Source organism: Pedobacter sp. AJM (genome assembly GCF_002197755.1).
Classification (GTDB): domain Bacteria; phylum Bacteroidota; class Bacteroidia; order Sphingobacteriales; family Sphingobacteriaceae; genus Pedobacter.
In genome coordinates, this window is sequence record NZ_NHOT01000019.1 from 1 (window position 1) to 25,711 (window position 25,711).

General features: G+C 38.6%; 24 protein-coding genes. 6 read left to right on the top strand and 18 right to left on the bottom strand.

The annotated features are described in order from the left end of the window. The 4 genes from CBW18_RS20625 to CBW18_RS20640 form a co-directional block, all read right to left on the bottom strand. On the bottom strand, positions 1-3,320 hold a 3,320-nt coding region (locus tag CBW18_RS20625; RefSeq protein ID WP_172406594.1), incomplete at its 3' end, for an MBG domain-containing protein. Positions 3,321-3,330: 10 nt separating this feature from the next. Next, positions 3,331-4,326, bottom strand: a complete 996-nt coding sequence (locus CBW18_RS20630) for a hypothetical protein (RefSeq protein WP_140418731.1) — start codon at positions 4,324-4,326, stop codon at positions 3,331-3,333. 8 nt (positions 4,327-4,334) lie between these two features. After that, positions 4,335-5,078 (bottom strand): phage tail protein, encoded by a 744-nt coding sequence (locus CBW18_RS20635; protein ID WP_088303262.1) that lies wholly within the window; start codon positions 5,076-5,078, stop codon positions 4,335-4,337. Between the two features lie 33 nt (positions 5,079-5,111). Then, positions 5,112-6,065, bottom strand: coding sequence for a methionyl-tRNA formyltransferase (locus CBW18_RS20640; RefSeq protein ID WP_088303263.1), 954 nt, complete (start codon positions 6,063-6,065; stop codon positions 5,112-5,114). A gap of 152 nt (positions 6,066-6,217) precedes the next feature. Here CBW18_RS20640 and CBW18_RS20645 point away from each other — a divergent pair, with 152 nt between their 5' ends. From CBW18_RS20645 to CBW18_RS20655, 3 genes are read left to right on the top strand one after another with little or no spacing between them, the layout of a single operon-like run. Beyond that, a complete protein-coding gene (locus tag CBW18_RS20645; RefSeq protein WP_088303264.1) occupies positions 6,218-6,919 on the top strand; it encodes an aspartyl/asparaginyl beta-hydroxylase domain-containing protein in 702 nt (233 codons plus the stop codon). Then, positions 6,916-7,890, top strand: coding sequence for a sulfotransferase family protein (locus CBW18_RS20650; RefSeq protein ID WP_088303265.1), 975 nt, complete (start codon positions 6,916-6,918; stop codon positions 7,888-7,890). Before CBW18_RS20645 ends, CBW18_RS20650 begins: the two co-directional genes overlap by 4 nt. Before the next feature lie 6 nt (positions 7,891-7,896). Next, a complete protein-coding gene (locus CBW18_RS20655) occupies positions 7,897-8,400 on the top strand; it encodes a hypothetical protein (protein ID WP_088303266.1) in 504 nt (167 codons plus the stop codon). 82 nt (positions 8,401-8,482) lie between these two features. Here CBW18_RS20655 and cysC read toward each other — a convergent pair whose 3' ends face one another. Continuing rightward, entirely contained in the window at positions 8,483-9,040 is a 558-nt protein-coding gene (gene cysC, locus CBW18_RS20660) for an adenylyl-sulfate kinase (RefSeq protein ID WP_088303267.1), read from the bottom strand. 95 nt (positions 9,041-9,135) lie between these two features. Further along, on the bottom strand, positions 9,136-10,143 hold the full coding sequence (locus CBW18_RS20665; protein ID WP_088303268.1) for a phytanoyl-CoA dioxygenase family protein: 1,008 nt from the start codon (positions 10,141-10,143) through the stop codon (positions 9,136-9,138). Positions 10,144-10,360: 217 nt separating this feature from the next. On the opposite strand from CBW18_RS20665, the gene ettA reads away from it, so the two are divergent. Continuing rightward, positions 10,361-12,040, top strand: coding sequence for an energy-dependent translational throttle protein EttA (gene ettA, locus CBW18_RS20670; protein WP_088303269.1), 1,680 nt, complete (start codon positions 10,361-10,363; stop codon positions 12,038-12,040). Positions 12,041-12,158: 118 nt separating this feature from the next. On the opposite strand, the gene CBW18_RS20675 is transcribed toward ettA, so the two are convergent. The 7 genes from CBW18_RS20675 to CBW18_RS20705 form a co-directional block, all read right to left on the bottom strand. Beyond that, positions 12,159-12,551: a hypothetical protein gene (locus CBW18_RS20675; protein ID WP_088303270.1), complete on the bottom strand. Its 393-nt coding sequence runs from the start codon at positions 12,549-12,551 to the stop codon at positions 12,159-12,161. A gap of 18 nt (positions 12,552-12,569) precedes the next feature. Further along, the gene (locus tag CBW18_RS20680) at positions 12,570-12,917 is read right to left on the bottom strand and encodes a hypothetical protein (RefSeq protein WP_088303271.1); all 348 of its coding nucleotides are present in this window, start codon (positions 12,915-12,917) and stop codon (positions 12,570-12,572) included. 191 nt (positions 12,918-13,108) lie between these two features. Next, positions 13,109-13,846 carry a GDSL-type esterase/lipase family protein gene (locus CBW18_RS20685; RefSeq protein WP_088303272.1) on the bottom strand — a complete coding sequence of 246 codons (738 nt, stop codon included), beginning with the start codon at positions 13,844-13,846 and terminating at the stop codon, positions 13,109-13,111. A gap of 36 nt (positions 13,847-13,882) precedes the next feature. After that, positions 13,883-16,582: a TonB-dependent receptor gene (locus CBW18_RS20690; RefSeq protein WP_088303273.1), complete on the bottom strand. Its 2,700-nt coding sequence runs from the start codon at positions 16,580-16,582 to the stop codon at positions 13,883-13,885. After that, a complete protein-coding gene (locus CBW18_RS20695; protein WP_029287857.1) occupies positions 16,566-16,799 on the bottom strand; it encodes a DUF1456 family protein in 234 nt (77 codons plus the stop codon). Before CBW18_RS20695 ends, CBW18_RS20690 begins: the two co-directional genes overlap by 17 nt. 140 nt (positions 16,800-16,939) lie before the next feature. After that, positions 16,940-18,244, bottom strand: a complete 1,305-nt coding sequence (locus CBW18_RS20700) for a DEAD/DEAH box helicase (RefSeq protein WP_088303274.1) — start codon at positions 18,242-18,244, stop codon at positions 16,940-16,942. A 46-nt stretch (positions 18,245-18,290) separates the two neighbouring features. Further along, on the bottom strand, positions 18,291-18,509 hold the full coding sequence (locus tag CBW18_RS20705) for a hypothetical protein (protein WP_088303275.1): 219 nt from the start codon (positions 18,507-18,509) through the stop codon (positions 18,291-18,293). 215 nt (positions 18,510-18,724) lie between these two features. Here CBW18_RS20705 and CBW18_RS20710 point away from each other — a divergent pair, with 215 nt between their 5' ends. Both CBW18_RS20710 and CBW18_RS20715 read left to right on the top strand, forming a co-directional pair. Further along, positions 18,725-19,198 (top strand): ribonuclease H-like YkuK family protein, encoded by a 474-nt coding sequence (locus tag CBW18_RS20710; protein ID WP_088303276.1) that lies wholly within the window; start codon positions 18,725-18,727, stop codon positions 19,196-19,198. Positions 19,199-19,551: 353 nt separating this feature from the next. Next, a complete protein-coding gene (locus CBW18_RS20715; RefSeq protein ID WP_088303277.1) occupies positions 19,552-20,019 on the top strand; it encodes an SRPBCC family protein in 468 nt (155 codons plus the stop codon). Between the two features lie 12 nt (positions 20,020-20,031). Here CBW18_RS20715 and CBW18_RS20720 read toward each other — a convergent pair whose 3' ends face one another. From CBW18_RS20720 to CBW18_RS20745, 5 genes are all read right to left on the bottom strand, one after another. Then, the gene (locus tag CBW18_RS20720) at positions 20,032-20,610 is read right to left on the bottom strand and encodes a DUF4468 domain-containing protein (RefSeq protein ID WP_088303278.1); all 579 of its coding nucleotides are present in this window, start codon (positions 20,608-20,610) and stop codon (positions 20,032-20,034) included. A gap of 87 nt (positions 20,611-20,697) precedes the next feature. After that, a complete protein-coding gene (locus CBW18_RS20725; RefSeq protein ID WP_088303279.1) occupies positions 20,698-21,714 on the bottom strand; it encodes a porin in 1,017 nt (338 codons plus the stop codon). A gap of 37 nt (positions 21,715-21,751) precedes the next feature. After that, entirely contained in the window at positions 21,752-23,158 is a 1,407-nt protein-coding gene (locus CBW18_RS20730) for an ammonium transporter (RefSeq protein WP_088303280.1), read from the bottom strand. A gap of 343 nt (positions 23,159-23,501) precedes the next feature. Further along, entirely contained in the window at positions 23,502-24,452 is a 951-nt protein-coding gene (locus CBW18_RS20740; RefSeq protein WP_088303282.1) for a TIGR01212 family radical SAM protein, read from the bottom strand. 849 nt (positions 24,453-25,301) lie between these two features. Then, the coding region (locus tag CBW18_RS20745; RefSeq protein WP_216359278.1) for a hypothetical protein at positions 25,302-25,711 on the bottom strand (410 nt) is incomplete at its 5' end.

Genomic DNA, 25,711 nt, shown 5'->3' on the forward strand with positions numbered 1-25,711 from the left:
AAAGTATAGTTGCCGTTAAGTGCAAGTGTACCCTGGTTAATGGCATAAGTTCCCACGTTTTCGCCTGGCAAACGGCTTAAACTTCCCGTGAAAGTATCAGTACCCACCAGTGCCGGAGCAAAGGTATAAGTCAGTGCAGGATCAGCATCTCCGTAGGTTTTGCTTTTCGCGGCAGCTGTTACCGTGATCATTTTTTGTGTAATCGTTAAAGCTGTGGAATTGACTGAAGCTTGTACAAAATCATAATTACTGGCACTTAATCCTGTTCCGGTAATTCCATACGAACCAGCAGCTGAATTTGTTGTTGCGGAAGTTGACCAGCTAATTGTACCCGTTGTTGCTGTAGAGATGGTTTCCGAATTTACAAATCCGGTAACTGTTCCTGATAAAGCCGGAACAGCGTCACCATAAACTTTAGATGAAGTATTTGCGGTATATGTTAGTGTTGCTTTAGCAACTGTACTTGATGGTATGCTCACTGTTTGACTGTTTGCACCACTACTGGTTAACACCACGTTTCCTGTAATATTTGTACCAGCTGGCGCATTTGCTTTTAGTCTGACATATACCGTTCCCGATACTGTTCCGGAACTTCCGATGGTAACTGAAGAATTATAGTTCACATTGTCAGCACTCACCTCAAAATTGCTGGTTGAAGAGGGCGTAGCCGTAATACCTGCAGATAAACCTGTACCTGATACGGTTACGCTGGTTGATGTTGATGCAGTTCCATAAGTTGTGCTTAATGCTGATGGAAAAGACCCGGCTGAAGCGGTAATTTGAGATGCCTGAGTGTAGGTAATAGAAAACGGACTTGCTGCCGTATTCCCATTCGTAGCCGCATCCTGGGCTACGTTTGCTGCAACATTAATGTTTACCAAACCGCTCGCTATTGGTGTGGCATTAAAAGTATAAGTCGTTCCGCTTCCTGAAAACCCGCTGATCGTAGCGTTCCCCGGCGTAATATCTCCTGCTACAAAACCCGTTACAGCCTCCGAAAAGGTGACCGTAAACGGAATTGGTGAAGTACTTGTTGAACTGCCTGATGCACCGGCAGTGCTCGTAATCACCACTGATGGACGCTGCGAGTCAACCGTAAAAGTATTCGTATTGCTGTTCGCGCTCACCGAATTTCCACTGCTTTGTGCAGTAGCATAAACCGTATGCGAACCTTCTCCAAGATCAGTCGGCTGAAAGATAGCCCAGTTCCCACCAGATGTGGCCGTTGTGGTATTACTCAAAGCTATACCATCCACATAAATGGTGATGATGGAACCTGCCGGAGCAGTACCGGCATAAGCAGGCTTTGTAGATGTTGTTGTACCGTTATTGGAAGGTATTATCAATACTGGCGCAGCTGTTGCTGGTGCATAGGTAATAGAAAATGCACTGGCTGCGGTGTTGCCATTGCCAGCTGCATCCAGTGCTACATTGGCTGCAATACTAATCGTTACCGCACCATTTGTGGTTGGCGTGGCATTGAAAGTATACGTTGTCCCACTTCCTGAAAAACCACTGATTGTGGTATTTCCTGGAGTAATATCTCCTGCTACAAAACCCGTTACAGTCTCCGAAAAGGTGACCGTAAATGGAATTGGTGAAGTGCTTGTTGAACTGCCTGATGCGCCTGCAGTGCTCGTGATCACCACTGATGGCCTGGTGCTATCAATCGTAAAAGTATTGGTTGTACTGTTAGCACTCACTGCATTACCACTTACCTGGGCAGTTGCATAAACCGTATGCGAACCTTGTGCCAGTGCAGTCGGCTGCGTGAGTGACCAGTTCCCGCCAGTTGCTATTGTGTTACCTAACGATGCTCCATCTACGTAAACCGTAACGGTTGCACCCGCTGTTGCAGTACCAGTATAATTTGGGGCGGTCGTAGTGATTAAACTGCCATTTGAAGGGCTGGCTACTGTTGGTTGTGCGGTGACGGCCTGAGTTGTAAATGACTGATCAGCTCCATAACTGGTACCAATAGTATTAATTGCATAAGCCCTGACATGGTATGTTGTAGCTGGCGAAAGTCCGCTTACTGTTCCAGTAAAGGTGCCCGTTCCAGAGCCTGTTAATGCTTTGGTAGCTGAAGTTGTGGGATTTATTGTTGTAGCATATACCACTCCTCTCTCACTCACAGCTGTTGCGCCAGCCGCTGAAACATTTCCGCCCATTGTTGCGGAGGACGTCGTTATGCTGGTTACAGCATCTGTGGAAACTGTTGGTGAACTTGCAGGTATGGTAAAATTAAGTATACTCCCATTCGATGAGCCTCCAGCATTGCTAGCCTTTACTCTAAAATAATAAGTTGTTCCAGCGGTTAATCCTGTAAGGCCTACACTTGATGATGTATTTCCTGTTCCTGCATTTACAGTACCGCCGGTAGTGGCACTTACTGTCGTAACGCCGCTGCTCAAGGTAGAATTTGTACTATAATCAAAACTAACCGTAGCAGTCCCACCATTATCATTTACAGTTCCATTTAAGGTTGCAGCACCCGCTCCCGTGATGCTTGTTGCTGCATTAGTAGTCGTTATCGGCGGGCCGGTAACAATTCCCAATTGATTAATGGCAGGATCTTGAGTTTCTGTCCCTGAGGTTGAACCACGCACACCATTCAATGAAAGTGCCGTTGAATTGTTAACCACCTGACCGCTTTGCTCATTCAATTTATAATAAAGTACAAGACCAGTTTCTGTACCGGTTAATTCAACAGTTCTATTGGATGAAAGCTGAGCCTGGGTACGTGCAGTATTCCAAACCCGAAAATCATCCATACTGCCATCAAAATAATCCAATGCGCCTGTAACAGTTGAACCATCACTCAGTCCACCGATTTTAAACTGAGTCAAACCAGAGCCACTGTAATTTGGCGTAGCACCGTTCAGTCCTTCTTGATCTGAATTTGAACTTATTAATGAACCATCTACGTAAAAAAGCCAATCGGCACCATTATATACATAGGCGAAATGGTGCCACCCAACAGTTGATAGTCTGTTCCCTAAATCAATCGATTGTGAAAACCCTGCAAAATCAGAACCAATGGATACAATCAAGGTATTTTGATAAAGTCCAAATCCGCCTAATTCAGTTTGCCCTGCAGAACCAGGAACATAAATACTGGTAAACATTAGGTTACTATTAGCCGATGGCCTGGCCCAAAATTCAACGGTAAATTTATTGAGATTAGAGATGTAACTACCTACATCACCTGATGTAACTATACTCTCTTGTGCTCTCGTAAATTTGTATCCTATTTGGGCATAGCCTTTAAGACTACACAAACAAAAAAGGACAGTAATAAAGAGTAAAATTTTCTTCATATCATAAAGTTTAAATACACAGGTAAGGGTTTTGCCATACGGGCAGGGATTGGGCACTTTCTTTAAATGCATCCGTCATATCCGGGAACTGGACATATTGTTCAACAGCCTTGAAAGTCTGATCACATAAATCAGCCTCAAAGATGACCAGGTGATTGTTCCTGGGATCTTCACCATTCAGGTAACGTAATATAGAATCCATTACGTTTGAAAATATATGTTTATAGGGTGCCTCAAATAAAGCGTTGCCCTTATCGTATAAATGGAGATCTCCGGCAAAATAGCAGTTGCTGAATGCCGGATGACTTAAATCACTTTTAATTTCAACAGGAAAAGAAAATGAGATGGTAGGCTTATACGTAATTTCCTGCTGAAACTTTTTAATAAAATCATCAAGCTCCTGTCCGCAAAGTAATACGTGAACATGCGATGGATTTCTGTCTTTAATCTCATCGATCAACGCATCAGCACTGGAAACTCCAGGATTATTTTTTAAAATCGAATAATCGAGTTTGTTCGAGCATCCACTATGGTAGCCGATCCGGAAACATTCCAGCAAACTATATCCTGCGTCATATAAAGAGGTGCAGACCAGACAGCTTTCAGGCTTAAGCTGATCGGCAAGCCAATAGGCAAGCATAGACTGCATCCACCAGGCATGATAACCAATCAGAATGTAGTTTTCAGGATGCAGCAACTGGAAATCATCTGTTATCACTTCCCCTAAGCTGATGTTTATAAACCTTTTAGGCCTGAACTTTTTTACCTTATCAAATAAGCCAATCATGACGTGGTAAGAGACATAACCTAAAATAACATCTACATCTTCCTGATAGTATAACTTTTCAATAGCTGTTTCCACTCCCTTAGGATTACCATTACCAATAAATTCAGGAAATAGTGCTATATCCTTCTCATTGCAATAGTTTTTTAAAGGGTTCAGGAGTACTTCCCTCAACGAGGGAAATTCTCCTGAAAAAGGAATTAATAATCCTATTTTTTTCAAAACTTCTATTAGTTACGACTAGGAAACAAGCCTTGTGTGCAGATAAGAAAATTGATCCCCAGTGATGGCTGTACAACAGGAACATTTGGTGCTGAAGCGATGGCACCAGTTAATGGAAATGTAAAATTACCTGTTACCGGTAAGCTCACTGGTATTGCAGCACCTGTACCCGTGCTGCCCGAAGTTGCTGCAGTCGATGTTGCATTAAATGGAGAAAGCGTAGTATTTGAAGGCGTTGGTCCGTATATTTTTGCCGGAGCACTGCCTAATCCTGCAGCGATAAAGCCTTGTCCAAGTACATTGGAAGTAGTTGGAACGCCTGTAGAATTGCCTATTGTACTTGCGTTATTTACCGGTATGCTGATATTTACAGTTAGCGCAGGAATATCATGATTATGCGAAGGAAGCTGACTGGATGTAAGTGTAATGTTTCCAGATGCCGTTAAGCCACTCCCTACAGTAGCGGTAGCTGTACCGGCAACGGCGGAAGTCACATTTACCGACGGGCTACCTACAGTTGCACCTAATGCCAGTTGAACATTCGGAGCAACGGCATTGGCTCCAAGTGGCACACGCCCTCTGAAATCCGGCAGGTTGAAAGTCGTTTGACCATTTCCGCCAAAGGTACTACCAATAACAGCGTATAAAGCCGCATTGCTATTGATATTTAATGACTGACCATAGCAAAGTGTAAAACTTACAGGCGAATAGCTTCCTGCCCATAATACAATAGTTCCCAGATAAAGTTCCATAATTTTAGATTTGTTTAGATTTGATTTATTTAATTAATTTACATCCAATACAGTGGCTACAAGCTGCCCGGCTTCGAAGCGTTCATCTTTTCCAGCCCCCAATGCCACCAGTTTAAATCCTGACAATACACCTTCGTTGAGACTTAGAATATTAATCCGCAATAAGTGATCATCCACACATTGCACAAACAAACCACTACCATCGGCATGAATAATCGTACCGGGAAATACACCTGCCTGGCCTTTGCCATCTACAGGGGAAACTTCAAATATTCTTACAGGTTGTTTCCGAAAGGTAGTGATGGCACCGCCATAAACAGGATTGCTTGCATTAACCAGGTTTTCAATTTGGGCTGCTGTCTGGCTATTCCAATCAATGGTGAGATCTTCAACTTTGACTTTTGTGTAATTGCTTGAGGGGTTTATTTCCTTTATGGGATGGGGGGGCATTTGATTCAATTGCTCAATAAATTGCAGAATCATATCCGTAGCTGTTATGCCATGTCGTCCGTCTGCTATTGCCCAGGTCTCGCCAGGAATAAATGGTATAACCTTTTGCATCACCACATTACCGGTATCAAAACCTTCATCAACTTTATGAATACTTACTCCGCTACTGCTTTCTCCATTTTTTATTTGCCAGAAAATTGGATCCGGCCCACGATAGGCAGGCAGCATACTATAATGAATATTATAAAAACCAAGCAGAGGGAATTCATATATGCTTGCAGGAATACGGTACGAGAAACCAAACATAATGGCTACATCTGGCTGTATTTCAGCAAAAAGTTGCTCAATGTGTATCTCCAGATCATACTTATGAACTTTAAAAAAGTGAATGTTTTTTATTTTACAGAAACTTTCAATTTCCAGATGGTTATCTCTAAGCTTATCAGTTGATACCACTGCACTTAAGTAGCCTATCGTATTGAAATAATCAATAACAGACAGAGAAGAGCGATAGTTAGAAAAAAGAATTATTTTCACTAGGATGAGATTGAGATATCGTTAATTAAAGGTAAATCTATCTAATAAATTGTTAACATCAAATAGTATTTTTCAAATACTTACTTTTAAGTATACATTTTATCATCTTTAATATTAGATTCGAAAATCTAAATATTAATCTTTGCTTTGCAATGGTAATCTACTCAAAGGCCGACATCCATGTTCCAATTTCAAAGATCCAACATGAACTCAAAAGAATAAGATCAAATTGGATAAATCATTTCAATACAGCTCATTATCAGGGATTGTGGACAGTCCTTCCACTACGTACTCCCGGGGGTGCTGACAGTATAATCCCGGATTTGGGCATGGCAGACCATTATAAAGATCATCCTAATATGTTGTTATTTCCTGCTGTAAAACAGTTGATAGATGAGATGCACTGCGAGGCCATGTCGGTAAGATTGCTTAATCTTGCTGCCGGAGCAGTCATTAAACAACATTGCGATGCTGAATTGGCTTTCGAAAAAGGTGAAGCCAGGCTACATATTCCTGTACATACCAATCCTGATGTAGCGTTTTATGTGAATAACGATCGTGTGATCATGAATGAAGGTGAATGCTGGTACATCAATGCAAACCTGCCCCACCGGGTTACTAATGATGGGCATAGCGACAGAATCCACCTGGTTATAGATTGCAAGGTAAATCCCTGGCTGGAACATTTCATTTTAGATAGCAAAATCATTGCCCATGCCCCTGATCAAAACCGCGATCCTGAATTATTGAAACAAATGATTGCTGCACTAAAAATGCACCAAACCTCACATTCATTTAAAATGGCAGCTGAATTTCAAAAGGAATATGATGATTTAATCAAGAGCAAAGCATGAACGAATCACATTTAAAGCACTGGATTCCGTACCAGCTTAATGAAAATGAAGGAAATTACAGCTGCCGATGGCTTTATACCAACGGAGTTCCTTTTACCGGACCATTCTTTAATGAATCCATCAATAAATGCCTGAGTCACCCCTATAACTCAAATGCCTTTAAGCCTTCTACCGATCTCAGCGTATTACCGGAGTGGTCATCGGCTCTAAACAGCATCGCTCCTACCGCATTCATTTTTCATGTGTCCAGATGTGGCTCTACACTAATCTCCCAATCGCTCTGCCTTAACAATCATCATATTGTACTGCCAGAAGTACCCTTTATTGATGAATTATTGCGCTTAAATAAAAACCGTAATTGGTCTTCTCCATTAAACCGGGAAGAACTGATTAAAGCAGTGATCAAAATTTATGGCCAAACCACTGAAGGATTAAGAAAGCATCTTTTTATCAAAACCGATAGCTGGCACATTCATTTTATGCCCCTGCTCAGAAAACTTTATCCCCATGTCCCATTTATCCTGCTGTACCGCAAACCTGACGAAGTTATGCGCTCGCACCAGAAATTACGAGGGATGCAAGCCGTTCCCGGGGTGATTCCAAACGAATTGTTAGGAATAGAAAATGAGAAGATCAGTCCTGCTGATTTCGATGGCCATACCATTAAAGTATTGGAGAATTATTTCAAAGCTTTTATTCTTGCTTCACAGCAAGACCCGATGAGTTTATTGCTTAATTACAATGAAGGAATTATCAATATGATGCAGCGTTTCTGCAGATTTACCGGCGTAGAACTGAATAAAGCCGATTGGGCGCAGATAGAAACCCGCAGCGGCTTTAATGCAAAATATCCTGATCAGGTTTTTCATGAAGAACAGCCAGATGAAGCCATCCCTGTTTACCAGCAACAAGCTTTTAATTTTTACCATGAACTCGAAGAATTGCGGAAGGCACAAATTGCAAACACTTAAATCAATATGGATCATCTTACCAACCACATACTGACCTTTTTAAGGGAGATCGGCATCAGTTATAGCCTTGAACCAATCAACACCGAAACCTTTTTACCAGGACTTAAATTACGTGCGGGAACATTGATAATCGATGTGGAGAAATTGCTTTACCCGGGCGATATTTTACATGAAGCCGGGCATTTGGCCTGCATGCCGCCTGCCATTAGAAATGAGATGAGCGGCAATCTTGAAAATGGAGACTTACACAATGGTGGTGAGCTCATGGCTATTGGCTGGTCTTATGCCGCTTGTATGTATCTGGGGATTGAGACTGCTGTGGTATTTCATGAACATGGTTATAAAAACGCTTCAGAATCAATAATTGGAAACTTTAGCGAAGGCAGATTTATAGGCGTTCCCTTGCTGCAATGGCTTGGAATGACTTATGATGAAAATCAAGCAAAAATTCATGGACTAAATCCTTACCCTGCCATGCAAAAGTGGCTTTGTACAAAAAGACCGGAATAGCTATTTTAATTTATTTACCAAATTTTGATATGCTTTTTCTATGGACTGTTATAATAATAAAGTACATATTTAGCAAAAGTTATTAAATATGATGATTTACCTGAGAAAGTTTAGTTGGCTCAACTTGGGAAAGAATAAAGTCAGTTAATTGTTCGCAAGCTTCCTCTTCAGTAAGTTTTTGCGTATTGAGGTGTAGATCTACCCGTACCGGATCTTCAAATACATCATTAATGCCTGTAAAATGATATAGCTTATCCTTATGTCCGTCCGGCAAAAGCGCCTTACGGTATAAACCTTTGGTATCACGCAGAATGAGCTGATGAATCGGGCAATCAATCCAGATTGTTCTCGCATCATAAAGTTCACGTAATTTCTGCCTACCAACCTCATATGGATTAATAGCCGCAATTATAGCAATAGTACCCTGCTGAACAAATTCGTTAGCTACATGACCAAGACGCCGGATATTTTCAAGGCGATCAGCAGGGGAAAAACCAAGATCATGATTCAATGTTTTTCGGTAGCTGTCACCATCAATTACCTTAACGGAATAACCAAGCGCTGTAAGCCGTTGGTTAACCAATTGGGCAAGCGTGGTTTTGCCTGCGCCTGATAAGCCTGTAAATTGAAATAAGAGCATTGCGTTATTTTTAATTTATAATGAGATCAATAAATTCATTAATTATACGTGAAAAATTAATAAATATCCAATGATCGTAAAAGTTCTGAATAGGGCTAAAGTTTTGTAAAGCTAATATATTGTACAAATCTGGGGTGATTAGATCGGTTTGCAGTTGCGGCATGAGGAAGCGCTTCTAACCATAAAATTAAATCACCTTTATTTCCTGCTACAGCTATCTGACGATTTTGCTGCCTTAAAATATCAATAGCATGATCGGGATGGGCATACATTTGAAGAAAAGAGTTTATCTCATGCTGAAATCCAGGAATTAGTGAGAGTGCGCCCCTCTCCTCTGGCACATCATTAAGGTAAACCAAGCCCTGTATATGATATTTAATGCCTGTTGAAAAATCTATATCCCAGTGTAAAGGACTACCTCTAAAATTGAAACTATCTGTTTCTGGCGGATTATACCCTAGCTTTTCGGTATTTGCTATAATAGCATCAGTTTGATACAACTGCGCAAATACCTGCCTGATTGAATCAGAATTTTTGATTTTTGCAATATGTTCATTCTGATAGAGCTGCAACATTATACCTTGAAGCAAATCATGTTGGCCATACCAGCTAGATGGTTGCTTTAGATTTAATCCAAGCATCTCTGTAATTACACCAATCACACGGTTACAATCATCCTCATTAACCAAACCCGGTATCCTGAGGTAGCCATTTTTATCCCAGAATTCCAATTGATCAGCGTTTAATATTTTTGAAAAAGTTTGATCAGAACAATCTACCATACCCACATACCATGAATTAAATTTCTCTACAGCTTCTAAATAGGCCTTTTTACCCATTTTGTCTGTAATCCATTTCTTAAACTCATCATCGCTGTGACAGTACCCATATAAAAAATCATAAGTCTCGAAAATTCCAATGTTAAAATGGGAAAGAAATACTTTTTCAATCTTAAAAAAATCTTGATTGGTATTTTCCTGATATTTCTGAGGGCTATGATAGGCCCGGTAAAGACTTATAAAAGAGCAGTAAGCATTATTTTCTTTAGGCTGAATGGATTTCAGTGAAAAGGCATTGATTATCTGATTGTTATTGCTACTCACTGAAAATTAATTGGTTTTATGACATTTAGTCTTTTGAAAATGGGTTGTTTTGCATGTGCTCATTCTTATTATTGATATACTTTACAAACCATTTTGTTATGGTCTTGTTGTTTCTATCTTTGTATGCGGTTTTAGCATGCCAGTTTTGATCAGAATAACGATTAAACATACTGGTAAATAAATAAGCTTTTAAACACTCTAATATAAGAATATAATCATGTCTGACGAAAAAATAATCTTTTCTATGGCGGGTGTAAATAAAATTTACCCCCCACAAAAACAGGTTTTAAAAAATATTTATCTCTCTTTCTTTTATGGTGCAAAAATCGGAGTTATCGGTTTAAATGGTTCTGGTAAATCGTCTCTTTTAAAAATTATTGCCGGCCTTGATAAATCATACCAAGGTGAAGTGGTTTTCTCTCCGGGTTATTCTGTGGGCTATCTGGCTCAGGAGCCGATTCTGGATCCAGAAAAAACCGTTCGCGAGGTGGTAGAAGAAGGCGTTGCCGAAGTTACTGCCATTTTAAAAGAATACGAAGAAGTGAATGAGGCCTTTGGTTTGGAAGAAAACTATTCTGATCCAGATAAAATGGATAAGTTAATGGCCAAACAAGGCGAACTTCAGGATAAAATCGATTCTTTGGGTGCCTGGGAAATTGATTCGAAATTAGAAAGGGCCATGGATGCCTTACGTTGTCCTGATCCGGATACTAAAATTGGTGTATTATCAGGTGGTGAGCGCCGCCGGGTGGCCATGTGCCGTTTATTGCTTCAACATCCTGATGTACTCTTATTGGATGAGCCAACCAATCACCTGGATGCCGAAAGTATCGATTGGTTAGAACAATTCTTACAAAACTACGAAGGAACTGTAATCGCAGTAACCCACGACAGGTATTTCCTGGATAACGTTGCAGGATGGATTTTAGAATTGGATCGCGGCGAAGGGATTCCATGGAAAGGAAATTACAGCAGCTGGTTAGATCAAAAGGCCAAACGTTTATCACAGGAAGAAAAAACCGAAAGCAAACGTCAGAAAACACTGGAACGTGAGTTGGAGTGGGTACGGATGGCACCAAAAGCACGTCATGCCAAATCTAAGGCCCGTTTAGCAAACTACGACAAATTAGCTTCTGAGGATGGCAAAGAAAGAGAAGACAAACTGGAACTCTTTATTCCTGCCGGACCACGTTTAGGCAATGTGGTAATTGAAGCCACTAATGTAACCAAAGCTTACGGTGATAAAATATTATTTGATAACCTGAACTTCTCTCTGCCTCCTGCTGGAATTGTTGGGATTATTGGCCCCAATGGTGCAGGTAAAACCACATTGTTCCGCCTGATTACAGGTCAGGAAGAAGCCGATGCAGGAACCTTCCGCGTGGGTGAAACGGTAGAACTGGGTTATGTAGATCAGATGCATAATGACCTGGATGCTGATAAAACCGTTTATGAAAATATCACGGATGGATTGGATAACATTCAATTGGGCACAAAGGCTGTAAATGGTCGTGCCTATGTGTCCAAATTCAACTTTAATGGTGGCGATCAGCAGAAAAAAGTGGGTGTGTTATCAGGCGGTGAACGGAATCGTGTTCACCTGGCCATTACTTTGAAAAAAGGCGCAAATGTACTTTTGCTGGATGAGCCGACCAATGATATTGATGTGAATACGCTACGTGCTTTAGAGGAAGCTTTAGAAAACTTTGGCGGTTGCGCCGTGGTGATTAGTCACGACAGATGGTTCCTGGATAGGATTTGTACGCATATTCTGGCCTTTGAAGGTAACTCTGAAGTGTATTTCTTTGAAGGAAATTATTCGGACTATGAAGAAAACCGCAAAAAACGTTTGGGTGATGTTACGCCAAAACGAATCAGATATAAAAAATTAGATTAATGAAAAGTCCCGATGAAAGTCGGGACTTTTTTGTATTACAGCGGCTGATTGATGATTTACTGAAGGTTCATTTACTCGTCCAGAAGACAAACCGCAACCATTTCTTCAAATAAATTAGCTAATTAGAAACTGGTGTTACCATTGTGCCTGGGTTATAATTATCCTTTGATTTTCTTTTACCTCTAAAAAACAAGTAGAGATTGATGAATAACATCAGCCCGAGGTAAATAGAAAACCCGCCTATTTTAGTTCCTAAAGCCTCTACCAAATGCTGATAACTGTTTAAACTGGCGGTAATTTTCATAATTAACAAAGCAAACCCAATGTTCAGTAAATAAAAGCCTGTTTCAAAAAGCTTATTGGTAGCATTGGCAATTTCCTGCCGTCCTTTAAAAATATCGAGCATATAAATTTTACTGTTTTTAAATAATGTTCTTGAAACATAGAGGGTTAAAAAAAGTACCACAGGAAGATAAATAGCATAGCCGATTAAAATTTTTGAAGTTTCCATGATTAAATTTTTAGATTGTTATTTAATTAATTTATGAATGGCATTGGTAAGCAAGAAAATATTAATGTAATGGAGCACCGATAATGCGGAAATAATAATGCCCACCTTGATCACCAATACTTCAATCAGTTGCAAAGGCGAATTTATGATCTCCCAGGTGGCAAGCGTCATCACGCAATAGCCTATATTTACCAGGTAATAGCAAATCAGAAGTGTCTTATTAATCTGCAAACATAAATCCAAATGGTCAGGGATAAGTGCTCCAACAAAAACATTCCCGTTTCGATAGCAGATCTCCCCTACGATAACGATGATTAAAATAATAACCGTTATAAAAATGCAATATCCTATTAAATTGTAACTCATTCCGAATGGATTTAATAAAGTGAATATTTAAAAGGGGATCAATTCGACGATCTGCCAAATAGTATATCATCCTGATGCACTAACTTAACCTCTTTCACGAAGTAAAGATAAACACAACTTATTGTATTTTCAAATATTATTGAAAGTTTTGTTTAAAAAATAACCCACAATTGAATTTGTGGGTATTCATGCTATAATTTTCTTTTTAAGGCTTCATCAATGGCTTTTTCAGTTACGGCTTCCATAATTTTATATCCTGCTAAATTTGGATGTACGCCATCAACTGTTAATTCTGCCCGCTGCCCCTTTTTATCATCTACTAATGGTGTCCAATAATCTAAAATGGTCAATTTATTTTCTTTGGCATACATTTCAATGAGTTGATTCAGTGCTACAATTTTATCTGCAGGCTGAATATCTTTGTTCCAGGGATATGCATAAACAGGCAGGTATTTGCAAAGGATTACCTTAATATCATGAAGCCTTGCCAACTCTGCCATTGATTTAATATGATCCATGATGCTATCATTGGTTACATGCCCTGTATTGCCTGCAATATCATTACTTCCCGCTAAAATAATTACGGCTTCAGGTTTTAAATTAATAACATCCTGCCTGAAACGCACCAACAACTGTGGAGAAATTTGTCCGCTTATACCCCTGCAGATGTAAGGATTATTGCTAAAATATTCAGGCCTTTTTTGCTTCCAGAACTCAAATATGGAACTACCCAAAAAGACAACACTTTTTTCTTTCTTACCTTGGGCCATCAAAAGTTCATTTTCCTTTTGATACTTACTTAGTGCGGCCCAATCGTCTGCAAAATTTTCCTTTTTAGATTTCTCTTTTACATCCTTAATTTTTGAATCTTCTGTAAGAAAATGACAGGTGGAGATGAATAAAATAAAGAATAGTAGGCTACTTTTCATAATTGTATATTGAATGCTAAAATAGCAATTATGTCATTAATAGGATTCATTGTCATCAACATTAAATGCTGCTGATCTCCCTTTTTTATTTCCAAACTGGCTTAAATTATAAATCAGGGTAGCCTGCACAAAACGGCTGATAAAACGCGTTCTGTTTTCGGAAATGGAATTGTTAGTTATACTGGTGCTAAAGAGTGCGCCCTGATTAAACAAATCATTAGCCTGTACTGAAAAAACCAGTTTATTGTTTTTCAGGAACGATGTATTTAATCCCATATTAACCAGCAAGGGGTTGCCTGCATATAAACTATAGCCAAAATTAAGGCTTTTAGCGGCAGATGCATTCACCCTGAAATGCTTATTAGGAATCCAGCTGGCGCTCCCACCTAATGCAAGTACCTGAATATTTTTAATATTCTGATTCATTACCGCATAAGTATTGGAGCTGAAACTGTAGGATACATTGGTATTTATTGCATATTTCTTCTCATTCAGGCTAAACCTGAATCCATTTGAAATGTTAATCCCACTGCTGCGGTTTAATACATTATCAGTATAAAAAACATTATGGCTATAGGCTATGTTTCCGTTAAACAATAAAGAGAGTTTGTTATTCAGTAACCTTTTATTCAGTGAATAATTTCCACCCAGGTTATAAATGCCGTTTACATTCTCGTAAGTGGTTTGTTGCTTTAGGCTGTTTAATGTATCCCTCAGAAAGATGGTATTGCTCACCACACTGTTAAAGGCAAAAGTTCCTGTTAAACCTGCCATAATACTTAATCCGGATTTAATTCCATATTTATTATAGCTCAGATCAGCTGTATGATTTGATGTGGCTTTCAGATCCGGATTGCCGATAATGAGATTTTGGACATCATTACTGTTTCTGATAGGCTGGAGTTTATTAAAATCTGGTGAATTCGTTGTACCATTATATCCAAAACTCAGGTTACCTTCATTTTTAAGCTGATAACTTAAATTTGCAGATGGTGCATAATTGAACTGATATTTTTTCAACTGCTGTCCGGTATTGCGGTCTCTGCCCATGATCATACTTGGGGTAAAATTGAGTCCGATATTATAACTAAGCAGCTTACTATTGAGGTTATAGCTCACTCCAATATTTTGATTGATAAAGCTGGATACATAATCCTGCCCAAGTGAATCTACCACAAAACTGTTCCCAGGCAGATTGGTAACGGTTGTAGTTTGCTCATGCTGACTTCTGGTTACAGAAAAACGATAAGTAAAATTCAAATAACCTGTACCGGTACTATCTGTTGCCCTTTTTAATGCATCTGAGAACTGGATATTACCGCCAAAAGTAGCATTCGAAGTATTATTATCCACCAATCTGTTCAGAAGAGAATCTTTTACCAGGATATTAGTTGTTTCATTATAATAACGGATCATATCTCGAATGGTACTGTTCGAATTTCCCTTGCCGCTTCCAAAATTAAATCCCATAGACAGGGATTGTTTAGGATTTGCTAAGCGCCTTGACCAGTTAACATTACCATTTAGGTTGGCGTTACTGCTTTTTGATCCGGCATCAGATATCAGATCTTGCTTAATATAGCCCGTTTTATTGGAATTAATTATGGCTTCATTTCTGGCATCCGTTAAAGTTCCGTTAAGGGAAGCATTAAAATAATTCTTTTTTGTAGTGCCGGTTAAACCAAGGTTAATGCTATTGTTCAAAGAATTAGCACTATTGTTACTCTGCCTTAAATCGTAAATGGTTCCCTGTGGATTAAATGTTTCCAGGTAATTGCTTTGAATAGATTCATTTGCCCCACGGCTAATGTTATAGCCCCCATTGTAGTTCAGTTCTTTTGAGACCTTTTCCCTGATGTTCCCGTTCAGGGCAACATTATCCATCTTTGTAAATTCGTTATTGGTAATGCCATAGCGGCCACCAAAGCCAATTTGTTTTGTTTTTTCCCACACATTGCCATTAACTCCTAAGTTATTGGCATTATTGGTGGCCGAGCTTACATTTGCATTACCAAACAGTCCATTATCCTTTCCAGGCTTAGTTACGAGGTTTAACATTTTAACAGGGGTGCCCGTTTTGATGCCCGTAAAATTAGCCTGATCGCCATAATCATCAATCACCTGTAGCTTGGCAATAATATCAGCAGGTAACTGCCTGATATAATCTTCTACATTATTGGTAAAAAAATCCTCCCCGTTTACCCGAAGCTTGGTCATCTTTTTGCCCATAGCCGTAACTCCACCTTTTTCATCAACTTCAATGCCCTGCAGTTGCTTCAGCAGATCTTCAACTTTATCATTTTCCCTTATGGTATAAGCACCGGCATTATATTCGATGGTATCTTTTTTGATTTTAACGGGATCTACTTTTACTTTAACCTCTACATCTTCCAGGTGGATGGTTTCTGCTTTAAGTAAAATAGGTTCCAGAATTAAACTCTTTTTTGATTGTTGAGTTTCGTAAACAGATGCAAAGGATTTATATCCCAATGCTGTAATGGAGAGATAAAACTTGGATGGTTTAACTTTTGAAAAGGCAAAATTTCCTTTGGCATCAGAGGTTGTACGGAGCGTATCCTCAGCCATAATTAAGCGGATACCAGCACCTTCAATAGGATTTTTTAGAGAATCGATTATTTGTCCGCTGATTTTTACCGGCGATTGAGCGAAAGCGTTAAGAGAAAATATAGAAATTAAAAAAAATATTAAAAAGCATAAATTATTGCTTTTTTTCATCCCTCGGACCCCTTTTGTAAATTACCAGACCATTTAAAAAATTACGCAGAATCTGGTCGCCGCAAGGTTTAAAATTCTCGTGATCTTCATTTCTAAAAATATCGCCCAACTCTGCTTTGGTTACTTTAAACCCTACCAGGTCACAGATCGTAATGATATCATCTGTTTTTAATGATAATGCTACTCTTAGTTTTTTTAATATATCGTTGTTACTCATGTTTTTTATTGTTGAAGGATTGAATTAATGAAGGATTGAATGATAGAAGGATTGAATGATAGAATGTTTAAATGTTTGAAGGCAGTAAAATTACCATGAACTTATGAAAAAAAGTATCAACTTTAGCTTTCAAAAAAACGTCAACTCGCTATTTCCAGCTTAAGTTTTTTCCCTTTAATTTTCTCATTACTCAAAACCTTCAGCAAGTTTTCAACTTTATTGCGCTTGACAGCAATATAACTGGCAGAATCTTTCACCTCTATTAATCCTAAATCTTCTTTCTCTAATTCACCTTTTTTAAGAAAAACACCCACAATGTCAATCTTGTTGATCTTATCCTTTTTACCGTTTGGTATATATAGCGTAACCCAATCACTGGCCTCAGGCAATTGATAATGTTTAGATAAGTCTTCTTCCTCAACATTTTCTGGCAGGTATTTATAATTTTCTTCAGGAGTAAGTACAACATACGCCGTGCCTTTTGCATTCATTCGTGCTGTTCTTCCATTTCTATGGATGTAAGCATCCTCCGTGTAAGGCAACTGGTAATGCACAATATATTCCACCTCCGGAATATCTAATCCCCTGGCGGCAAGATCAGTGGTAATTAAGATTTTATGACTTCCGTTTCTGAATTTAAGCAACGCTTTTTCCCGGTCAAATTGCTCCATTCCGCCATGAAAAACATCATGCCCCAAGCCATTTTCAAACAGCAGATCACTAATCCGGTCAACCGTTTCACGGTGATTGCAAAAAACCAGTGTATTTTTACTGCCAATTTTACTTAAAAGCTTAAATAAAGCATCCAGTTTATCAGCTGCCGGGGCTGTTATTTTTTTGAGTTTTAAATCGGGTTTAACCTGAATATTTTTAGAAAAATCAATTTCAGCAGGTTTGTTCAGCTTTACAAAAGCCGGAATTTCTTCCATTTTAGTTGCGGAAGTCAGTATCCGCTGTTTCAAAGAATATAGAGACCCGATGATGTATAACATATCCCTTTCGAAACCAAATTCTAAAGACTTATCAAATTCATCTAAGATGAGCGTTTCAATAAATGATTCGTCAAAATGATGGTGCTCCAGGTGGTAAGCGATGCGCCCAGGTGTTCCGATTAAAACAGCCGGAGGATGTGCGAGGTTATTTTTTTCTACCCGCACGGCATGGCCACCGTAACAGCAATTCACTTTGAAGGGTGTACCCATCTGCTTAAAAACCTGCTCAATTTGCAATGCAAGCTCTCTGGAAGGCACCAGAATCAGCGACTGTACACCCTTCACTTCAGCATTTAAGCTGGAAATTAATGGAAGTAAAAATGCTAAAGTTTTGCCGGAGCCGGTTGGGGCGATCAATAAGATATCCTTCCTCAATTTTCCCTGCTTAACCGCCATTTCCTGCATCTCATTGAGCGCAGTAATATTTAATCTTTTTAAGGCATTTTCTATCATTGAGTCAAAGATAAACATTTCTTAGCCTCCGGGAAGCTGCCATGAACTAGAACTTGAAAAACTTGTTCTTAAATCGCTTTAAAAGAGAGAAATTTAACCTTTTTTCCAAAAGCAACAGCATGTTTCCTCTTTTAGAGATGGAAGAGTTCACTTTTTCGGTAACCAGGTCTACTGATGACATAAACCTGTCGGTTAATTCATCTGCAAATTTGTTAGCTCTACTATTTTGCAACATTTGAAATTCTTGAATGAGTTCGGCTTTCATAACATTAAAGTATTTAGTGAGATAATACCATTATTAACGACGGGCTGGAATATTTGTTTCAAAAAGCAGCTGCCAATATCATTTAAATTAATTAACTTGTTGATAACTAAACATTTGTTAGCAAATAAACAACTTAACATTAACATGCATTTAACTTATAGCACTTATTTTTATAAAAACCTGATTACCATTTATTAACCTCAATAAAATTGTGTATGACCTGGAAAAAATTTAGTGGTGAAATTATTCAATCTTCCATCCACGAGGAAATCGAAAAATCTATTATCAGAGAAACTGAAAAGGGCTTTAAGCTTAAAGTTTGTATTGGAACCGACTCACAGGTTAAAGGTGCCATCACTGATTTTGCAACAGTAATTGTATTGCTGAGAGAGCATCATGGTGGTTTCATGTATATCCACCAGGAAAAGAGCACACAACAGGTCAGCATAAAAGAAAGAATGCTGGTGGAAGTGCAAAAATCTATAGAAACGGCTTACTCCATTTGCGATTTACTGGATGTTTATGATGTGGCACTTGAAGTTCATGCAGACATTAATACGAATCCACTTTTCAAATCCAACAAGGCACTTAATGATGCCATGGGATACATCATGAGTATGGGCTTTATTTTTAAGGCCAAGCCTGAAGCCTTCGCAAGTTCTACCTGTGCAGATAAGATGGTGCATTAGATTTACATATAAATAGCTTTGACAACTCCCGGCAGGCATATTCTGCCAAAGTTGTCAAAGCTAAATCAACAGGTGACGTTGCATTCGCTTTACATGCTTTGTGCTCAGATCTTAAATCAGTTAAACTAACCCATCGGATTCATCCAGTTCACGCCTAACGAGATATAAAAAAACAGACTTCAGCGTGTGTTGTGTACTTTCTCTGTACGCTCAGTGCTTAATTTCACGGGCAATTTGAGAAGGCTAATTTTATTTAGTAGCTTGCCCTATATTTTCATGCGTTTTTGTTGCTCACCAGTAAATAATAATCCCAACAAAATGTCTTCTCTGCTGTTATGTTCTAAAATAGAAAATTGAAAACATACCGATTAGCATTCGAACAAAAACTGCCAGTTGATTTAGATACCGCCTGGGATTTCTTTTCCTCTCCTTTAAATCTTGCCGAGATTACGCCGAAAGATATGACCTTTGATGTGACTTCCCCAAATATGGAACAAACGAAGATGTATCCTGGTATGATTATCACGTATAAAGTTTCGCCCTTATTGGGCATTAAACTTGATTGGATGACTGAGATTACTCATGTAAAAGAAAAGGAATATTTTGTTGATGAGCAGCGCTTTGGTCCTTTTGCATTCTGGCATCACCAACACCATTTTAGTAAAATTGAAAATGGAATTTTAATGCGTGATATTTTGCATTATGCTATAGGTTATGGTCCAATTGGTAAGATTGCAAATGCCGTTACCGTACATAAAAAGATCAATGCTATTTTCGATTTCAGGTTTAAAAAAGTAGTAGAAGTTTTTGGTCAGCTTTAGTAGTTGTTTGGCTTACCACTTTTTAGTGGAAATCGTTTCTGCGGGTTTAGCTATTTTTTTAACTGTTGCATCAGATGCTAAAAACTTCTTTAAACTTTCCCCGAACTTTTCAACCTTCTGGTAAGCTGCGGCCTGAATATCTTTCCACTGCCCTGATGTAAGTTTATCTACCTTTTTTTCTAAAGGCGAACCAATGTGTGTTGTGGCCACAAAATTCCCATACCGATCTCTTTGATATGGAATAAATTTAAAGTCAGTGAGCCAAAATCTGTATTTATGATCTCTGGCCTCAAAATTAAGGTTATAGATGACTTCTCCACTTGGATGCCCTACCACCAATACTGTTTTATCAATAATTAATTTCCCTTTTGCTGTTAAAGATGAATCTGTTTGATTTTCAGTTTGAATTATTTTTTGCTGTGCGTTAATGAAATTTTTGGCACGTTGTACCAATACATCCTTACCAACCTTTTGAGAATCTATGATCTTATAATAAATAAATTTACCATCCTCAGCTGTAGTAAACAGTTTCTGTTGTGCAGATAAAGTAATGGAAAATAAAGTAAAAACCAGAAGTAAGCCGTATTTCATTGCATTTAATTAATGGATGCTGTAATATTTAAAGGTAACAAAAAGCCGCCAGTTTTGAATGCTGGCGGCTTCTATTAAAAAATCCATTTAAAAAGCGTAGACCGCAGCTAAAGAGAATTGTCCGGCGTTTGGTGCCGCCATGCCGTTTTCTTTCACAAAAGGTTTGTTACCGTTATGGTCCAATCGCACCTCAGGAATGAACGTTAACCCTCCGGATTTAATATTGGCAGTGAAAGTTACTGCCGTATATTTATCACCAGCTACTCCAGCCACTTCTTTATATTTAAAATACTCTCCTCTTAAACCCAGTGTTACCGCATCTGCAACAGCAAATTGCGGATAAAGTGCTGCACCAGCATAACCACCGCCATCATTGTCGACATCATAATTGGCTGCATTTAAACCCAATTTAAATTTACTGGTAATCTGATAAGAGGTGGTTAAGTCTTCAATGGTTCCATAGCCACCGGCACCTGCACCAGATAATACATTCAGATAAGCTGTCCATCCTTCAACCGGGGCAATCATTAATTGACCACCAACGCTCGATACACCGCGGGTAGCGGTATACACATTCCAGTCGTTAAATAAACCAGCCATTAAACTCACTTTATCAGAGAATTTATAGGTTGCCTTAATCCCGGCGTTCTGGAATGGACCATTGGTGAATAAATACGAAGTGGAATAGTTAAAGTTCCCTACAGGAGAAATTACTTCGTATCCGATAAAGGTCCCCATATAACCAGCCGTCATGGAAAATTGATCAGTAAAATCATAATTAACATATAGATTCTGGATATGGAATGAAGAAACATCTTCAGCTGCGTTTATCAATGACTGCGCCTGCCCACGCGGGCCAAAAGATAGCTCTCCAACAAATGAAGCTTTACCTGTTCTTTTTTTAAGCACCAGATCAATCATACCTAAGGAAACAGAATTGTGATCTGATGCAAATGAGGTTTTGATATTGGGTTTCTTGGCAAAATCATACTTAAAGTAAGTATCTACTGATCCTGAAATTTCAAGAGGTGAGTTTGGTGTCTCTTGAGCAAAGGCACACGTAGTGCTGGCCATAGTAAATACAGCAGTTAAAAATTTCTTCATGTTTGAGCTATTGGGGTTTAGATATAGTTTTTAGGGCTTAAGAAATGGATTCAGTTACCGGACTGTTTCTTTCAATATAGATCGCTCTTTCCTCAACCAGTAAAGTTCCCTGAGAGTATTTCTCATTGTGCTGCGATTCATCAAGTCCCATTTCTTCTTCTTCTTCAGATACACGGATGGGCTGAATCAGGTTGATGAATTTGAAAATTACGAATGATACCACAAAACTAAACACAATAACAATGGCTGCACCTTTCAACTGTGTGAAAAAGAATTCCGGATTACCATAGAATAAACCATCATTACCCAAACTGTTTACTGTTTTTGTCGCAAAAACTCCTGTTAAAATCATCCCAACAATACCTCCGACTCCATGACAAGGAAATACATCTAAAGTATCATCTAAACTTGTTTTTTGTTTCCATGAAACAACCAGGTTGGAAATTACCGCAGCAATAACCCCGATAAATATGCTTGATGGAATACTGACGAAACCCGCACCAGGGGTAATGGCTACTAAACCAACTACTGCGCCAATACAAAAACCCAAAACTGAAGGTTTTTTACCTCTGGCTACATCAAAAAACATCCAGGATAAACCAGCGGCACCAGCGGCGGTATTGGTGGTTAAGAAAGCAGATACGGCTAAGCTACTTGCCCCCAATGCAGAACCTGCATTAAAACCAAACCAGCCAAACCATAATAATCCTGTACCGATTAACACGTAAGGGATATTTGCAGGCGGAACTTCTTTATGCTCCATATGCGATTTTCTGCGTTTCAAAACCAAGGCTCCTGCTAAAGCCGCCATACCTGCAGAGATATGTACTACCGTTCCACCAGCAAAATCTAACACACCCATTTTTAATAAGAAACCTTCAGGGTGCCATGTCCAGTGTGCCAATGGCGAATAAACAAATACGGCAAATAATACAATAAATAAGATATAAGATGTAAAACGGATCCGTTCTGCCACTGCTCCAACAACCAAACCAGGTGTAATGATGGCGAACATTAATTGAAATACTGCAAATAAGGAAAGTGGAATAGTTAAGTCTGAACCTCCCTGTAAATGCGGCGCACCTGAATTTACATTTTTAAAGAATAAAAAGGTAGATGGATTGCCGATAAAGCCGCCGATAGTATCGCCGAATGCTAAGCTAAAACCTACAACAATCCAAAGCACAGTAATTACACCTGCAGCCACTACACTTTTAATCATGGTAGAAAGCACATTTTTCCGGTGAACCATGCCGCCATAAAAAAATGCCAGACCAGGTGTCATTAAAAAAACCAATGCTGCGGCAATTAAAATAAATGCCATATCCGGACCACTGTATTTTCCTTCATCAAAATTTGGAAGAAGTGGAATAAATAGGGCTAGAATCGCGACAATCATCAAGATCAAGAATGGCGCATACTGTTTTAGTGAAAGTTTAGTCATCTTTTTTTTAGTTTGTTTTGCTAGTTGATATAAATAGTTTAATTATTTCCGAATTACTTCTATAAAAATACAACATATTGAATTTTTAACACTATAAAATGTTAATTTTCTAACAAAAACATTAAATTTTTATAAAACAATAAGATTTAATCGATTTTAAATACCAATTAATAAAAAAACAATCCTTTTTGATCGCATTTTTTAATAAAATTAAAATCGAAATTTTAACACAAACCGCTAAGATGGCAATACAAATCAGACGTTTTCTAAATAAAAAAGATCTATAAAACAAAAAACCCATGAAAAAATCATAGGTTTTCTAAAAATTTTATAAAAAATTCAGTTATTGAGGTAAATACGATGATCCTTGCACGATGCCTCTTTTTTCTAATTCTTTATCCATATAAGTCTGAATTGCCGATTTATTTAATCCCCAATTGGGTGCGATTAATAAATCCCAGTCAGAAATACCAAATAATCGCTGAATAACAATATCCGGACGGAGCAATGGAATTAACTCGCAGAGTAAATCGGTATATTCTTCTAAAGTAAACAGCTTGAATGGTTCTTTTTTATATTTAGCCCCCATAATAGAACCTTCCACTACATGCAAATGATGGAATTTAACAAATTTGATTTGCGGGAAACGATTAATTTCGTGAATATAGCCATACATCTGCGCTTTGGTTTCCCACGGAAAACCGAAGATAGTGTGCACGCAAAGGTCTAGCTTACTGTTCTCCAAAAGTTTCACCGCAGCGACAAACTCAGCATGACTGCAACCCCTGTTAATCTGATCAAGCGTTTCGTCGTAAATAGATTCCATGCCCATTTCTAAATCAACATCAAAGCGATCGGCATAACTTTCCAGTAATGCTACCTTTTCGGCATCAATGCAATCTGGCCGAGTGCCCACAGAGAAACCTACAATATCTTCTGTATTGATGGATAAAGCTTCGTCATACATCATTTTCAAATAATGTACGGGCGCATAGGTGTTGGTATTGGGCTGAAAATATACAATATACTTATCTGCACGATAGGAGGCTCTTGCTCTTGTCATCCCCTCAATCAACTGATCTTTAATATTCGGGTTCTGCCTGGAGGGTTCGGGGGTGAAAGAATCTACATTACAATAAGTACAACCGCCAAAGCCCTTGCTTCCATCACGGTTAGGACAGGTAAATCCTCCATCTACGATCACTTTAAATACGCGCTGTCCTTTATACTTTTCGCGCAAATATGTACCGTAATTTCTATATCCTTTTATTCCTAAATCTACGAGTGTTCCCATTGCCTGCAAAAATACGCTTTTTGAACGAAACGCAGGGTTAGATTTGAGATGTGAGAAATGAGATGTGAGATTGAGCGTACATTGAGCAGGCAGGAATGCATAACTTTTTAAATTCTTCTATTGATTTTGAACCATGTTTTTCATTGCTCAGGCAACTAACCATATCATGTTTGATCGAAGCATTTTTTTTTCTCGGTAAATTGTTTCCCATTCTAAATTTAGGCATGTAGCGGCCATTTTAAATTATTATTCTGTACTTGCAGTTCGCGGTTCTATACTTGCAGTTAACAGTTCTAAGTTCGCAGTTCAGCCGTTGCGGTCGATAGTTCAGACGTTGCAGTTGGTAATTCAGACGTTACAGTCGTTAGTTCAGGCGTTGCAATCGATGGTTCAGACGTTGCGGTCGGCAGTTCAGACGTTGCGGTTGATAGTTCAGACGTTGCAGTTGGTAGTTCAGACGTTACAGTCGTTAGTTCAGGCGTTGCAATCGATGGTTCAGACGTTGCGGTCGGCAGTTCAGACGTTGCGGTTGATAGTTCTATACTTGCAATTAGCAGTATTATATTTGTAAATTAGCTATCTAAATTTCATTCTATCGGGCGGTGTCTCACCGCACGAAATTAAAGTATTGTAGTTCACACGCGGCAAGCGTACGCTAGCGAGGAAACAAAAAAAAGTTTCCCGTTATTTTGTTTCGGAATTGTTTCGGTCAGGCCCATTTGCTGGCGCATATGTAAAGTTTTTCAACTTTTTTATTATTCACCTAAATCTATTGGACCTTTGCTCATAATGCACACGCGGCACGCATGCGCCAGCGATGGATCGACCTTGATTATATTAATAAAAAATTTATTCTAACTTGGAATACCAGCATGCCCCAAGTTTTTGAATTGACCTCAGACTATTTTTATTTACTAAAGAAAAGTTTAACTCCTTTTTTGCCGTAATTAAAAATCTTCTTAAGAGTTTTGCTTTTTCTTTATCTATAGTTTGCGATGTACTCGTATCTGTTAAATTGATATTTTTCCCATTACTTAATTTGATTTGGATAGAGATAAACGACTTTTCTACCCGTTCATAATCGTAACTGTAAAAGCCTGAAATATCCGTTTTCTTATACTTTTTTAGTTGTTTTTTATTTTCTTCTATGTAAAAAAAACACTGATCAAAATAAACTACTATAGTTTTTGTCATAAAAAATTTTATAAGTAAAATCATGATTATACCAAAAACAAAAAACGTGAAAATTAATCCAAATG